Source organism: Solibacillus sp. FSL K6-1781 (assembly GCF_038630735.1).
GTDB lineage: Bacteria > Bacillota > Bacilli > Bacillales_A > Planococcaceae > Solibacillus > Solibacillus silvestris.
Genome location: NZ_CP152038.1, coordinates 2438997 through 2452755 on the forward strand (window position 1 = coordinate 2438997; position 13759 = coordinate 2452755).

Sequence of the window (13759 nt, forward strand, 5' to 3'; positions counted from 1 at the left end):
AATAAAAAGTCTTATCGACTTTTTACTAGTAAATCTACTGCCTGTTTGACCATGGCATTTTTATCCATCGTTTCGGCATCTTCTTTTGAAAGACACTCCACTAAATTATCCGTTACGATGACACCGATTGTACGGTCAACAGCAGAACGGACTGCACTAAGTTGTGTGATAACATCTTTGCAGTCCTTTTCTTCTTCCATCATCCGTAATATGCCGCGTAACTGACCTTCGACTTTTTTCATTCGTGCCAATACTTTTGGATCATACTGCATTTGCTCACCTCATTTGGAATGATTTATTAACCAAACTATACTACCCCTCAGGGTATATGTCAAATATTTAATTTTCTAGTAGTGTTGAGAACAGAAAAGCTTTCTCTCACCTTTTATTATACCCATGCAGGTATAAATGTCAACAAAAAGAAACTCGCACTTTTGTGCAAGTTTCCAAAACTAGTGCTCATGTGTCTTTCCGCATTGTTTTGTTGGATGCACTGTTCCAAATGGATGATTTGGTGGTGCATAGATGGAATATAACTTTAACGGAATATTTCCGGTATTGATTAAGTTATGCCATGTGCCAGCAGGGATGATGATGGCGCTATCATCAAAAACGATCCATTGCAAATTTAAATTGTCTTTACTTTTACCCATTTGAACAATTCCTTGACCTTGTTCAATCCGTAGAAACTGATCGACATTCGGATGCATCTCCAACCCAAGATTCTCACCTGGATGAAAACTCATGACAGTCAATTGCAGATGATTCCTGGTCCGTAAAACGGTCCGGAACGCACTATCGCTCTGTCGCTCCATGAATAATAATGACAAATGGGTTTTTGCCATAGTCCGTTATATCATTCATGCTGTTACCAAAATCCCACTATATATTGGGCATAAAATTCATGTTGATTTCATCCCTTAGCTTACAATGTATTCCATATAAATAGATTATGAAAAACTTACAGTTAACGTTCACTTTCTTTTAAGTTAATTCCATTTATTCCTTTAAAACAGGCGCAATTTTTTCGATTATTATACATACCACAACAATCATCGATAAAACTATCGTTAACCATTTAATCTCTTCTCCCAACAAGAAAACAGAGGGATAAATTAGTTTCTTTAGTATCCGTTTTAAGATTATATGTCCTTTAAACTATCTTGCGGATTTATTATTCCATAATAAATTAAAAATAACACTTTTCTTTATGGGAAAAGTGTTTTCTGTAGTTCTTCGCTATGTCATGAAAGAACTTTATAAACAGCACGCTGATGCGAGAACGTTTTAAAACCATGAATTCCGTGGAAATTGCCGCTTCCCGAGTTATTGACACCGCCAAATGGTAAATGAAGATGCGTATTGTGCATAAATATTCCGTTGACCGTCACTCCGCCAGAAGACGTCGTTCGGAGCACCTGCTGTTGGAAATGCTCATCCTCACTATAAATATATAGCGCTAAAGGCTTTGGATTCTGCTGGATATGGCGAATCGCTTCTGACACATCCTTATACGTTTTTACAAATGTGAGCGGTCCGAAGATTTCCTCATCCGCAATCCGCATGTCGGGCATAATATTTCCTAATAAAGTCGGCTCGATTAAACGATTTTCATCATCAAATATCCCTCCGCTTAATACGGTTGCTCCTTTTTCCATTGCATCCTCGAATAACCCCTTAATCCGATAATAGTGTGCATCATTAACAATTTGAGTGCGCTCCGTTGTGCGTAATTTACCGTCATCATAGAGCATACCTAGCGTCATTTGCTGAAAAGCCCGTGCAAAACCTGTTAAATCGTCTTCATGAACAAATAAGTAATCTGGTGAAATACAAAACTGTCCAGCCATCATTACCTTTCCGAAAACGATTGTTTGCGCCGCTTTGAAAGGATTATACCCTTTATCGATAATAACCGGCGATTTACCGCCAAGCTCAAGCGTTACAGTTGCCAGATGCTCGGCCGCTTCACGCATGACTATTTTGCCGACACGGGGACTGCCCGTAAAGAAGAAATGATCAAACGGCAGCTTCAGTAATTGCTCGGAAACATCGGCTTCCCCCTGAACGAACGCGACCTCCTGTTCATCAAATACCGATTCAATTATATCTTCCAGTATCTGATTATAGGCAGGATTAAACTCGCTTGGTTTAATTAATACACAGTTACCTGCAGCCAATGCATCTACTAATGGATGAATTGTTACGGACAATGGAGAATTCCAAGTCCCGAAAATGCAAACACAGCCACGTGATTCATATAAAATATAGGCTTCTCCATCTTGAGTATTTTCAACCCGATCAGATTGCATCCATTGCTCCAGATGCTGAACAGTAAAATCTATCGCCGATGTAACGGAATAAATTTGTTGCTCGGCTGTCATAGTCGTCATGACAAAATCCCTGTTCGCGGCCTCTACCAAATCCTGTGTACGCGTCAAAATCGCATTTTTCAAATTCAGCAGTTTTTTGATACGCTGCTGTGCTGTTGTTTGACGTGCCTGCCACTGAAAACCTTTTTGCTTGTCAAAAATACTTTGTAGCTTGTTTATCGTAGAAAAACTCATCTTTCCCACTCCCTTTTATAAAATTTAACTTACCTATTTCAAATCCTTTAATTTAAACAAGCTGCTCTGTGGCTGGTTCTTCTTCCTCTATTTTCAAATTGCGCTTTTGCAATGTGATGACAAAGATTCCTAGTGCAAGAACAACTGCCCCTAAGCATGCAAACAGTAAGTACGATAAGCCTTGACTTAAATTTGGAAGTCGTAAAAACAGTCCCAGGAAAGATGTTGCCAATAACGACGATACTGCAACAGCTAACTGAATGACACTCATTGCAACACTAATATCTTTATCAGGCAAGTTCATTTGAATTCCTGTGTGGAAAATTGAAATCAAAACACCGCTGGACGTTCCCCAAATTAAACAAATAATCGTTAAGGCTAATGTAGAAGCAGATGTTGTAAAGAACGTTAGCGTGAAAATCATAGAAGCAAAAATAACCATCGCAATGATTGCAACCAATTTGAAATCTTTCAATTTTACAACAAGGAATCCGCTCATTGCAGCAAATATGAAGGAAGTCGTCCCTCGAAACGTCATAAATAAGCCAGTTTCAGTTGGTGTAAAACCAAATAAATTTTGTAAGAACATTGGCAATAAAAAAATTAGCCCGGTTGCGGCAAACATAACGGCAAAAACACTTAACATGCAAACGACAAAAACCCGATATTTAAATAACCGTAATGGCACGACCGGATGTGCAACTTTCTTTTGGCTAGTAATAAAACCGAAAATCGACAATACAAAGACGGTTACCAACACGAACATCGGGACAGATAGCCAAGGAATTCTTGAGCCGCCAAATGTTGTAATCGCAACAAAAACTAAAATAGCGACACTTAAAATACTTATTCCCTTATAATCAAGTTTTGCATTTTCTGTCCTCGGAATATTCGGCATATATTTAATGACTAAATACAAGCCGATCACTCCAATTGGAGCAATCGAATAAAATACCCAGTGCCAGGACATATACTGTACAAATATTCCACCCAATGTAGGTGCGACTATTGCTGTAATGGCATTTAATGCCCCATAAAACCCTAAAAACTTCGCCCTGTTCGCCAAATCAAATATATCGCTGATGACGATCAGACCAACTACAGCCGCAAGTGCGCCGCCCAAGCCCTGTATCGCCCGGAAAATCATTAAATGGTAAATATTTGATACCAACAAAGGTGTTATTATTTCCGAGACTAAGATAACTAAAATACCGATAATCAAAATTTGTCTGCGTCCATAAATATCACTCATTTTCCCCACTATTGGCGTCATTATTGCACTTACAGTCAAATTTACAGTGAATACGAGCGAGTAAAATTCGATGCCGCCAATATCATCAATAATTTTAGGCAACGCGACTGAGAACTGGGAGGAAACCATAAGCCCCAATTCTATACACATAAAGACCCCAACCATTAATAAAACCTTTTGTTTATATGTTAGCGACTCAACAGTTATAGACGTTTTTAACATGAACAAAATCACCTCTTTGATTTTGATTATTTTGTTAGACTAAACTTTCCGCTCAATTAAACAAATAGCCCGAACTAAAACAATGTTGTGTCGTCGGATCAGACGTCTTATCTATAGATTCGGACTAATTTTCTGAGTTTCATTAAAATAGAGAGCGACTTGATTTAAATATTTCAAATATTTAAACGCAAATCACTCTCTATATATCATCCTCTATTTATGCGCCATAATAGGTTGCTGCTCTGTTTGGACAGAATTTTGACTGGTCCAATTTAAAGCATTAATTGCCAGATCATAATATTGATCAATGCTTCCTAAATAATTTTCGTAGTATTTAGCCTGCTTTATAAATAAGTGGCAATCGATTTCCTCCGTGAATCCAATCCCGCCATGAATTTGGATATTATGGGACGCCAATCGAATGAATGCCTGCGTTGCAAAAATACGCGCACTGCAAATTGCCTCAATCCGGTCTTCTGAAAAAGTCTCCATTGCCCAGTTTGCATAATAGGAAAGCGAACGTGCAGTCTCCAAATCCAATTTCATATCTGCTAGACGATGTTTAATCGCCTGGAATCTGCCGATAGGGTTTCCGAATTGTTCACGGATTTTAGCGTACTCGCTGGCCATCTCCACTATATGCTCCATTGCACCTACCGCTACGGAAGATAACGCAGCATTATAATAAAGCAAACCCTCCTGCAACATTCCCCAGCCATCTCCTATTTGGCCAATAACATTTTCAGCCGGAACTTTCACTTGTTCAAATTCAACCATTGACAGCTTTCTCGTTTCAGCAAAATTATCCTGTGGTGTAATTGAAATTCCCGGTGTGCTAAGATCGACAGTGATTAATGTAATTTCATTGTGTATTCGTAGCGGAACTATAGCATGCTGTGCGAGCTCTAAATCTGGCACCTGTGTTTTCACACCATTTAAAATAATCTGCCCCTGACTCACTTCACCAGAAAGCCGGATTCCCTGCTCTTTATAGCTGCCACCTGGCTCTAACCATGCCACCGTTAAATTTAAATCCGAGTCGGCTATTTCCTTTAAAAAATACTGTTTCTGCTCCTTCGTTCCGAAACGTTCAATCAAAGGAACTGCCAATGCATTTGTTTCAAGGTGTAAACCCGGAAGCAATACCCTGCCGAACTCTTCCATGATCGGCACTAAATCGAGCTGGCCTAAGCCCATTCCCTCGAATTCTTCCGGGATATTCAATTTTGTCCAGCCCAATTCCTTTAAATCCGATAAAATATTTTTTACATGCTCTGTTTTGTTATCAATATAATCTCTTGCAATTTTCGTATGTTCCATATCCCCTAAAAATTTCTTTATATATTCCCGAAACATTTCCTGTTCCTGGCTTAGAGAAAAGTCCATCTATTCACCTTCTTCTCATTTATTTGCCAATATCCTTTGGCAGGCCTAAAATGCGCTCCGCAATTGTATTTCTCTGGATTTCACTCGTACCGCCTCCGATTGTTTGACCAAAGGCATAGAGATAATTCCTTTGCCAATACGAGTCGCCATACACGGCATCCTTTTTCCATAACAGCCCTTGGTGCCCCTGAATTGAAATGGCTTCTGCGAACAGTTCTTTCGTATTTTCGCTGACTAAGAGTTTATCCATTGAGCCTTCCACTCCAGGATGACCCACTTTTAGCTGCTTAGTTAAATTGCGGTAATAGTTCAGCAAGGACCCGCGCGACTTAATATACAAATCCAGCAGTCTTTTGCGGACATCCGGCTTTTCTATTACAGGCACATGATCCTCCGTAACATTGCGGGCCAGTTCCACCAGCTCATCAAATTGCTGTTCCAATGAGAACACCTGTGCACCAATGCCCGTTCTTTCATGCATGAGCAACGCAATTGTTACACGCCATCCATCATCGACAGCACCGATTATTTCACTTTCATAGGCAACCGCATCATTCAAATAAACCTCATTGAAATCATGCTCTCCATCCATTTGAATAATTGGTCTAACCTCGACGCCCGGCTGATTCATATCCAATAAAAAACATGTAATCCCATGGTGCTTTTTCTCGCCCTTACTCGTTCGGGCTACTAAAAAGCAGCGATCTGCAAAATGGGCAAAGCTTGTCCAGATTTTCTGCCCATTTATAATCCACTTATCGCCGTCTTTCACCGCTGTCGTTTGAACAGCAGCCAAATCCGAGCCTGCGTTTGGTTCAGAATAACCTTGGCACCATACTTCCTCACCGGTAATAATTTTTGATATATATTTCTCCTGCTGTTCCTTGCTGCCGATCTGCATGAGTGTGGGACCTACCATATGTAAGCCCACATAGTTAACAAGTGGCGGTGCCTTCACACGAACCATTTCCTGATGATAAATGATTTCTTCCATCAGCGTCGCATTGCGGCCGCCTTGCTGTTCCGGCCAAGCAATCGCTGCCCATCTTCCCTCTGAAAGTTTTCTTTGCCAATTCCGTAAAAATTGGCCTAGCTCTTGTTGATTTTCCGGAATTTTAAATGTGCCATCCAGCCAGCCCTCCGGTAGATTATTTTCCAGCCATTCGCGAAGCTCCAGACGAAACTGCTCCTCCTGACTTGTGTACGAAAAGTCCATCCATATCCCTCCTTCTAAAAGAATTTAGACCAATACCCACTGTGGAATCGCTCGCTCCTCAGTAGCCTCTATCCAAACCATTTTTACCTTTGTTCCGATTGAAACTGTTTCCATATTGCCATGCAGGACATTACCAATGATCTTAATGTCAGGGTAATCCTTCAATTGGACAACAGCGATCACTGTTGGCAGTTCATTTTGGAAGCCCGGTAAAAACGGTCTATTTGAAACGATATACGTGTAAACCTCACCTGTAATCGTTGAGCCTAAGTTTTCCCAGATTACATCGATGCTTCCGCAGTTTGCGCAGCTTGGCCCGGGGGGATGATTATAATTGCTGCATGTATTGCATTTTTGCACATTCAGCTCATGTCGATCTGCGGCATCCCAATAAGGCGCATTATAGGTGTTTTTCAAAGGAATCGGCTTTTCGTAAATTACTTTCGTCTCTTCTTTCATTGTCATTCCTCCTATTTACATAAAATCATGGCACCGGCAACATCCGGTCCTGTCCAACCTGTACAAATTGCCAGTTCTGTATCTTTTACCTGCCGTTCGGTTCCCTCATATTCACGTCGAACTTGGCGGACAATTTCCAATACATTATTCATGCCGTGTGTGTAGCCTTCTGAAAGCATGCCGCCCGCTGTATTTGTAGGAAGCTTGCCATCCATCCGCAAGTTTCCGGCACTGACAAAATCCCCTACTTCTCCTTTTGGTGCAAGTCCGTATGCCTCGAGCTGACGTAAAACGACCCAGCTGAAACAGTCATAAATCGACGCAACCTTAATATCCTCAGGTGATACGCCAGCATTCTCGTATAATCGTGGTGCAACATAATCCGCTGCAACTTCATCGATATTTTTCCAGTAATGTGCGTGGGATACTACTTCCCTTGCAGCCATTCCTAAAATTTTTACAGGCACGGATTTGCAGTCTTTGGCACGCTCTGTGGAAGTTACAATAATCGCGTTTGCCTCATCCGACTCCAAACAGTAGTCATGCTTTGTAAATGGTGAACTTAAATGTGCCGTGCTCATATATTCTTCCATCGTCAATGGCTTCCCGTAAAAAAATGCTTTCGGATTCCGCTGTGCATGCTCGTAAAAGCTTGTGCAAACATGCCCTAAATGCTCCTGTGTCAAGCCGTTCAGATGCATATGGCGAGTGGCAAACAACCCGAACCATTGCCCTGGACTGCCTGCCCCATAAGGAATAATAAAGCTCCCGCCATCAAAACCGTTTTGAAGGGCATCAATACTGAATCCGCCCCCACCCATGCGGACACCGGAGCGTCCATTCATCGAGCGGAAAATAAGCACGGTATTTGCCTGTCCTGTTTCAATCAAACCAATGGCCTCTGCGATTAAGAGCTCGGTACTGCTCCCCCCGCCGAACATTTCTTTCACAACTTTAGGCCGAACCCCTAAATATGTTGCCACCTGATGCGGATTACAAGAATCCATCTCCGAATAGCTCATGAACCCATCAATGTCTTTTGCTTCCAAACCTGCATCTGCTAGTGCAGCCCGTGCTGCTTCCAACGCCAATTCCAATGGGGTAACCCCAGAATTTTTCGAACGATTACTTTCGCCTACCCCAACAATGGCATATTTTTCCCTGATTTTTTCCATTCAGCCCACTCCCTCTATGTTAAAATTGGATAATGGCTTCGCCAGATCCAACAACCTCGCCTATGTCCTTTACTGCATATAATTTCAAAACAACCTCTGTCCTACCATCAATTTTCGTTTTTTCCTTGACGATTCCTTTACACACAATTTCATCCTCCGGAACGGTCATGGCACCAAAGCGCATTTTAAAATCGGTTACTGTACCTTCATTCGATACAATTTTATTCACGTATTCTCCTAAAAAACCCATGATTAGCATTCCGTGTGCAATCACACCATTTAACCCGATTTTCTGGGCGAAAGCATCATCTGTATGCAAAGGATTAAAATCACCTGAAGCTCCTGCATATTTTACAAGCTGAACCTTTGTTACCTTTTCTTTTTTATATTCCGGCAGATTCAGCCCTTCCACTAATTGGCTAAGATCAATCATATTAATCTGTCCTTTCTGCATAAGAAATTTAATTCAGCACTAACGGGCGGTATACAATATTAGTTCGGCTTGTTACTATGTGCCCGCCGTTTTCGTCTTTTATTTCTGTATCGAATAAAATGAATTCCATCATGCCGTTTTTTCCTTCTTTTTCATATACATCCGTCACCTTCATCTGGCAGTACAGCATCTCTCCCACACGAATCGGACGAGTATAGAAAAATTGCTGTTCACCATGAAGCATTCGTCTGTAATCCAACCCTAAATCCAAAGCGTCATTTTCATTGTCGGGTGTCACGGCAACAGGAAACGTCAACGGTGCAACGATCCCTTTATGAGGTGTATTTTTGGCATATTCTTCATCCGTATAAAGCGGGTTCGCATCGCCAATCGCCTGCGCAAATTGTCTAATATGACGCTGCTCCACCTTGAAGGTAAAGGGTTTACCTGTTTTACCGATTAAATGTGCAAGCTCCATCGCTTTATCCTCCAATCAATTCCTTTTTAATACTCTCTTCAGTCACTACAAGCATGGCATCTGCAGCCTTGATTCCATTTTCATAAACAATCAGCGGATTAATATCCAATTCCTTGATTTGGTCTCTATAATCAAGCATTAACTGGGAAACTCTTAAAAGAACATCGAGAATCGCTTCTTTATCTACCGCTACCTGACCCCGAGCCCCGTCCAAAATGGCCTTTGCCTGCAGTTCGTCCAATAGTGTCCCGGCATCCTGTCTGTTTAATGGTGCAATCTTGAAGGCGATATCCTTAAATACCTCAACAAAAATGCCACCTAAACCAGCCATAATAACCGGTCCGAATACTTCATCATTTTTTGCGCCGATAATCACTTCTGTCCCCTGCGGCAGCATTTCCTGTACAGAAACACCGTTTAAAACAGCAGCAGGATTGTAGTTCCTTGCATTTTTCATAATTTCCATGAATGCTTCCTTCACTTCTTCTTCAGAAGAGACATTTAAACGAATTGCATCTGCCTCTGTTTTGTGAGGGATTTGCTGCGAATCGATTTTCAGCACAACCGGAAACCCAATCTGCAATGCTCTTTCTACAGCTTCTTCCGCAGAAAGTGTTACATAGCGCTTAGTGATTGGAATTCCATACCTCGCTAGAACTTCACTCGCCTCTGACTCACTTAAAACAGCACCTGGTGTTAACAAATCATCAATATTCTCATGTTCATAACGTTCTTCCATCCCATCTGTTTGAACGGTATTTAAAAACTGACTGTATTCTACTAATTGTGATAATGCCCGCACCGGGTTTAATGCGCCTGATACTACCGCTATTTCATTTTCAATTAAGATCGGAGTCGTTTGTGGGTATGTGATCTCTCCTAATGGGAACGGGAAAAAACCAATAAATTTTTCACTGTTTTTTGCGACGGTTATAAACTCTTTGAAATACTCGTTATGCTCATCCCAGCTATGCGGAAACTCTGTCAGCAGGATGTTATCAACCTCAGGACTATTCACGAGCACCTTTAGGGTATCCAGGAAAAATTCCGGATTTGTGAAAGAGGCTGCGGCAGTCAAGTCAATTGGGTTCGTAACACTTGCGTAATCCGGTAAAGTCTTGCGCATTTCCGCCATTGTCTCATCAGAAAGTCTGACAATATTCAATCCATATGCCTCACAGCGATCCGCTTCATTAATGCCCCGGCCGCCGGAGCTTGTAATAATCGCCGTGTTTTTGCCCTTTGGCAATCGATTTGGATTAAACAATTTTGAAAAGGCAATGACATCCTCTGCATCTTCTACACGAATAATGCCGTGCTGCCTGAAAAACGCATCGTAGATTTTATCCGATCCAGCGAGTGCTCCCGTATGAGAGGCAGCTGCTCTGCTCCCGGCATCACTACGCCCGGTTTTCATTAATACAATCGGCTTTTTCTTTTCCAAAGCCTTACGCGCTGCCTGTTTCAGCTTTTCAGGGTTTTTTGCTCCTTCGATATAGCCGCTGATCACTTCAATCTCATCATCATGAACCATATAGTCGATATAATCTTCCATTGTTGTATCCATTTCATTTCCGCTGCTGATAAAATAGTTGAAGTTGATGCCATACTGGGCTGCTGCCATATATGTTAAAACACCGAATGCACCGCTCTGTGACACATAGCCAACTCCTCGCTTACCACTCATTGGAACGTCTAACACAGAAGATGAGAAGGTGCCGATTAAACCATTCGATGTATTGACTAAACCGACACAGTTTGGACCCAGCAATCGAATATTATTTAATTTGGCGTATTCCGCCAACTCCAGCTGTAGTTTCTTTCCTTCTTCACCAGCCTCCGAAAAACCGGAAGCAAAAATGATCGCAGCTTTTACCTTTTTTTCTGCGCAGGCGATTAGACCATTTTTAATCTGATCGTAGGCTACACAGAAAATAACGAGATCAATAGAATTCGGGACATCTGTCAATGACGGGTAGCTTTTCAGGCCCGCAATTTGCTCCGCTTTCGGATGGATCGGATAGATTTCTCCCTGAAATTTACCGTCAATCAGTGCCTGGAGCTGAATGTTGCCGATTTTGTACTTATTCTCTGATGCGCCTAAAATCGCGACCGATTCAGGATAAAGTAATGGCCTAATGGATTCATAGCTTTCTACATTTTGAGTCATTTGCATTCCTCCTAAAATGTTTTTAGATGATTCATCTATGAACCCATCATACATTCCCTTATTTATTTACACTGAAAATTCTGACTAGTAAATTAATAGAGTTATTATGTTGTCAATATACTGGAATAATTCATTTAAAGCCTTGTAACTGCTGCTATTTGAATAGGGTGGAAAAAATCTTACGTTCATACTAACCCCGACTTTCATTCAATTTAATCTCGACTTCGCATCTATGTAAGCGCATTCATATAATGTAGAGACAAAAATAAAAAGCCTCCGAATAATTTCAGAAGCTTTGGTCAAATCGCTCTAGCCATTCCCATATTTTCTTTTGAATTTTAGAGGAACCTACAACAAGCCCTCTCTCGATTTTATTTAAATACGAAGCAGAAACTTCAATTTCCTCCGCGATATTCGTTAATGTAAGTTTATGATTCCTGCGTACTCGAATCATACGCTGGATGAGCTCTGTCTGGAGACTGCTCTGCATATCCTTACTAGCCGCAACAGACTTGGCGGGCTTCTTCACTCTCTCAATCGACCGGTAATGTTCTTTTATTTCAGGAGAAGGATCGATAACGATGGAAGTATTTAGCCAATATTTGGCCCAGCCCTTTCCTTCCGCTCTATTTTCATCCCAGTTGATATAGTACCAGTCGGCAATAATTTTATCCTCCACTAATTTATCCAGCGCCTTTTCAAACCGCTCCCTTGTTCTGATTGGCAGACGATTATTTAGCCCATGCCCGCAAACTTCCAATAGCGTATTCACTTTGTTTAATTGCTGGTAGTCCCCTTTATATGCCTGTGTCCTCCATCTCCAGCTTAAATAGCGGCATAATTTTTTCTCAAGGTTAAATCGTGCCGGATGATAGTGCATTGCTTTTAACGGAAGTAATGCCATCTGCCGCTTGGATGAGACTAAATATTTCGCGAATACTTTATCGACCGTAAATGTTATGGACTTACCGCAAGTCTCCTCATTCACTTCATATTCCTCACCGTTTGCATTTTTGAATAAAAAGGTTCTGCCTTGGACTTCTACCTGAATTGGCTTGTTATTTTTGTACATCACGGTTTTATCAATGGTTAGCCACAGACTTTGAATCACCTTTAATGAATGGATGACCTGTTCCCTCTGTTTTGTTTCAAAGCCTCCACGCCGCCCGTCTCCATTGAGTTTAGGCCGGAGCCCCCTCATTGTTAAAATATCCCTTAATTCAATTTCAACAATATCGTCGAGATTTTTAGCCAGCTGTAAATAAAGATGACAAAGAATATCCAGCACATCCACATCGATAATGGACATTTGCCGGACTATATTTGACGCAAATTGTTGCATATTTTCATAAGCAGAATTAAAGTTCCGGTTTTCCTTAATAAACGGAATGATTTGAAGATTCCCGCTCGTATTTCCCTTCTCAAAAATATATTTAGGCCAAATACCTTCATCACCAATCACAAATTTCTTTTTATAAATCGCTTCTCTCACTACATGATAGGCTACATTATTCAGAACATTTGCATAGTTTGACATGTATTTCGGTTGAAGTGCATCACTGCCTGCCCCACCATTTTCAGGCTGTTCGATGACACTACCAAGTTGTAAAGAGGCGGAAACATTATTATTTATTTCATTGATCAGTCTTCTTTGCCATTCTTTAAGATAATGATCGACATTATGACTGAACTTCCTAATAAATGATTTATTAGTTGCCAGATTAAAGCGCAGTAATTCAAAAAATTTCACATTTAACTCTTCTATCGTCAATTCTTTGATACCTCTGATTCCGTCCAGCAGAATCATTTCCTCTAAAATAAAGATTTTTAATTGATTCTGGAGCCAAATATAAAAATTATCCCACGTATCCTCTTTACCTATAAATGTTTCATTCTGTATAATTGCCTTCGTTTCCTCAATAGAATTCTCTAGCAATTGATCGTTATTTAAAATTGCATTACTTCCCTGAGTGCTATGGGCTACAATATAAAAGTTAATGGAAATCGCCATCTTTTCGATTATTCTTTTTCGCAGCTGTAACCGAATCTTGTAATATAACTCCTTGTTTCTAGCATACTCCTCCTCATCAATAATATAACTTGGAGTATTCGTATTGCCTTCATCCTGTTCCAGATCAACAATGGAGCCCTCCTCAATATGTCTGTCGAAAAAGAGACTGTAATTCATTTTTTCAATAGGAGCATCATTGACCGAAAGAACATAAAAATTTTTTATTCTGTGCTTTTCTTCCTCCATTGTACGTTCCAAATATACCTGCGTAGATCCATTAGTTATATAATTAAACATAGCACCCTCCCACCGTACAAAGAAAAAGTAGTATAATTAAGAATAATTTCATCATAATGCAAGAATTTTCTTAATATTCATATTTATTATACA

The 13759-nt window shown here is 40.6% G+C and carries 11 protein-coding genes and 1 pseudogene; all 12 read right to left on the reverse strand.

What is annotated here, in order from left to right; all coding sequences use genetic code 11:
• Window positions 1-11: 11 nt before the first annotated feature.
• Complete coding sequence (locus tag MHH37_RS12180) at window positions 12-272, reverse strand: metal-sensitive transcriptional regulator (RefSeq protein ID WP_008404135.1); 261 nt, start codon at window positions 270-272, stop codon at window positions 12-14.
• 180 nt (window positions 273-452) lie between these two features.
• Window positions 453-855: pseudogene (locus tag MHH37_RS12185) on the reverse strand (cupin domain-containing protein); the annotation flags it as partial.
• A 389-nt stretch (window positions 856-1244) separates the two neighbouring features.
• Window positions 1245-2567 (reverse strand): aldehyde dehydrogenase family protein, encoded by a 1323-nt coding sequence (locus MHH37_RS12190; protein ID WP_342573279.1) that lies wholly within the window; start codon window positions 2565-2567, stop codon window positions 1245-1247.
• A 52-nt stretch (window positions 2568-2619) separates the two neighbouring features.
• Window positions 2620-4041 (reverse strand): MFS transporter, encoded by a 1422-nt coding sequence (locus MHH37_RS12195; protein ID WP_342573280.1) that lies wholly within the window; start codon window positions 4039-4041, stop codon window positions 2620-2622.
• Window positions 4042-4254: 213 nt separating this feature from the next.
• Window positions 4255-5427: an acyl-CoA dehydrogenase family protein gene (locus MHH37_RS12200; protein ID WP_008404141.1), complete on the reverse strand. Its 1173-nt coding sequence runs from the start codon at window positions 5425-5427 to the stop codon at window positions 4255-4257.
• A gap of 19 nt (window positions 5428-5446) precedes the next feature.
• Complete coding sequence (locus tag MHH37_RS12205; protein ID WP_342573283.1) at window positions 5447-6643, reverse strand: acyl-CoA dehydrogenase family protein; 1197 nt, start codon at window positions 6641-6643, stop codon at window positions 5447-5449.
• Window positions 6644-6667: 24 nt separating this feature from the next.
• Window positions 6668-7102 carry an OB-fold domain-containing protein gene (locus MHH37_RS12210; RefSeq protein ID WP_342573286.1) on the reverse strand — a complete coding sequence of 145 codons (435 nt, stop codon included), beginning with the start codon at window positions 7100-7102 and terminating at the stop codon, window positions 6668-6670.
• Window positions 7103-7113: 11 nt separating this feature from the next.
• Window positions 7114-8277: a thiolase gene (locus MHH37_RS12215; RefSeq protein ID WP_065215745.1), complete on the reverse strand. Its 1164-nt coding sequence runs from the start codon at window positions 8275-8277 to the stop codon at window positions 7114-7116.
• Window positions 8278-8296: 19 nt separating this feature from the next.
• Window positions 8297-8710, reverse strand: coding sequence for a MaoC/PaaZ C-terminal domain-containing protein (locus MHH37_RS12220; protein ID WP_008404148.1), 414 nt, complete (start codon window positions 8708-8710; stop codon window positions 8297-8299).
• A 28-nt stretch (window positions 8711-8738) separates the two neighbouring features.
• The gene (locus MHH37_RS12225; RefSeq protein ID WP_008404149.1) at window positions 8739-9188 is read right to left on the reverse strand and encodes a MaoC family dehydratase N-terminal domain-containing protein; all 450 of its coding nucleotides are present in this window, start codon (window positions 9186-9188) and stop codon (window positions 8739-8741) included.
• 4 nt (window positions 9189-9192) lie between these two features.
• Window positions 9193-11358, reverse strand: a complete 2166-nt coding sequence (locus MHH37_RS12230; protein ID WP_342573288.1) for an acetate--CoA ligase family protein — start codon at window positions 11356-11358, stop codon at window positions 9193-9195.
• A 286-nt stretch (window positions 11359-11644) separates the two neighbouring features.
• The gene (locus MHH37_RS12235; protein ID WP_342573289.1) at window positions 11645-13666 is read right to left on the reverse strand and encodes a helix-turn-helix transcriptional regulator; all 2022 of its coding nucleotides are present in this window, start codon (window positions 13664-13666) and stop codon (window positions 11645-11647) included.
• Window positions 13667-13759: the final 93 nt, after the last annotated feature.

Coding starts and splice junctions, on each gene's coding strand:
- MHH37_RS12180 (WP_008404135.1), bottom strand. CDS start 272: ATGCAGTATGATCCAAAAGTATTGGCACGAATGAAAAAAGTCGAAGGT.
- MHH37_RS12190 (WP_342573279.1), bottom strand. CDS start 2,567: ATGAGTTTTTCTACGATAAACAAGCTACAAAGTATTTTTGACAAGCAA.
- MHH37_RS12195 (WP_342573280.1), bottom strand. CDS start 4,041: ATGTTAAAAACGTCTATAACTGTTGAGTCGCTAACATATAAACAAAAG.
- MHH37_RS12200 (WP_008404141.1), bottom strand. CDS start 5,427: ATGGACTTTTCTCTAAGCCAGGAACAGGAAATGTTTCGGGAATATATA.
- MHH37_RS12205 (WP_342573283.1), bottom strand. CDS start 6,643: ATGGACTTTTCGTACACAAGTCAGGAGGAGCAGTTTCGTCTGGAGCTT.
- MHH37_RS12210 (WP_342573286.1), bottom strand. CDS start 7,102: ATGAAAGAAGAGACGAAAGTAATTTACGAAAAGCCGATTCCTTTGAAA.
- MHH37_RS12215 (WP_065215745.1), bottom strand. CDS start 8,277: ATGGAAAAAATCAGGGAAAAATATGCCATTGTTGGGGTAGGCGAAAGT.
- MHH37_RS12220 (WP_008404148.1), bottom strand. CDS start 8,710: ATGATTGATCTTAGCCAATTAGTGGAAGGGCTGAATCTGCCGGAATAT.
- MHH37_RS12225 (WP_008404149.1), bottom strand. CDS start 9,188: ATGGAGCTTGCACATTTAATCGGTAAAACAGGTAAACCCTTTACCTTC.
- MHH37_RS12230 (WP_342573288.1), bottom strand. CDS start 11,358: ATGACTCAAAATGTAGAAAGCTATGAATCCATTAGGCCATTACTTTAT.
- MHH37_RS12235 (WP_342573289.1), bottom strand. CDS start 13,666: ATGTTTAATTATATAACTAATGGATCTACGCAGGTATATTTGGAACGT.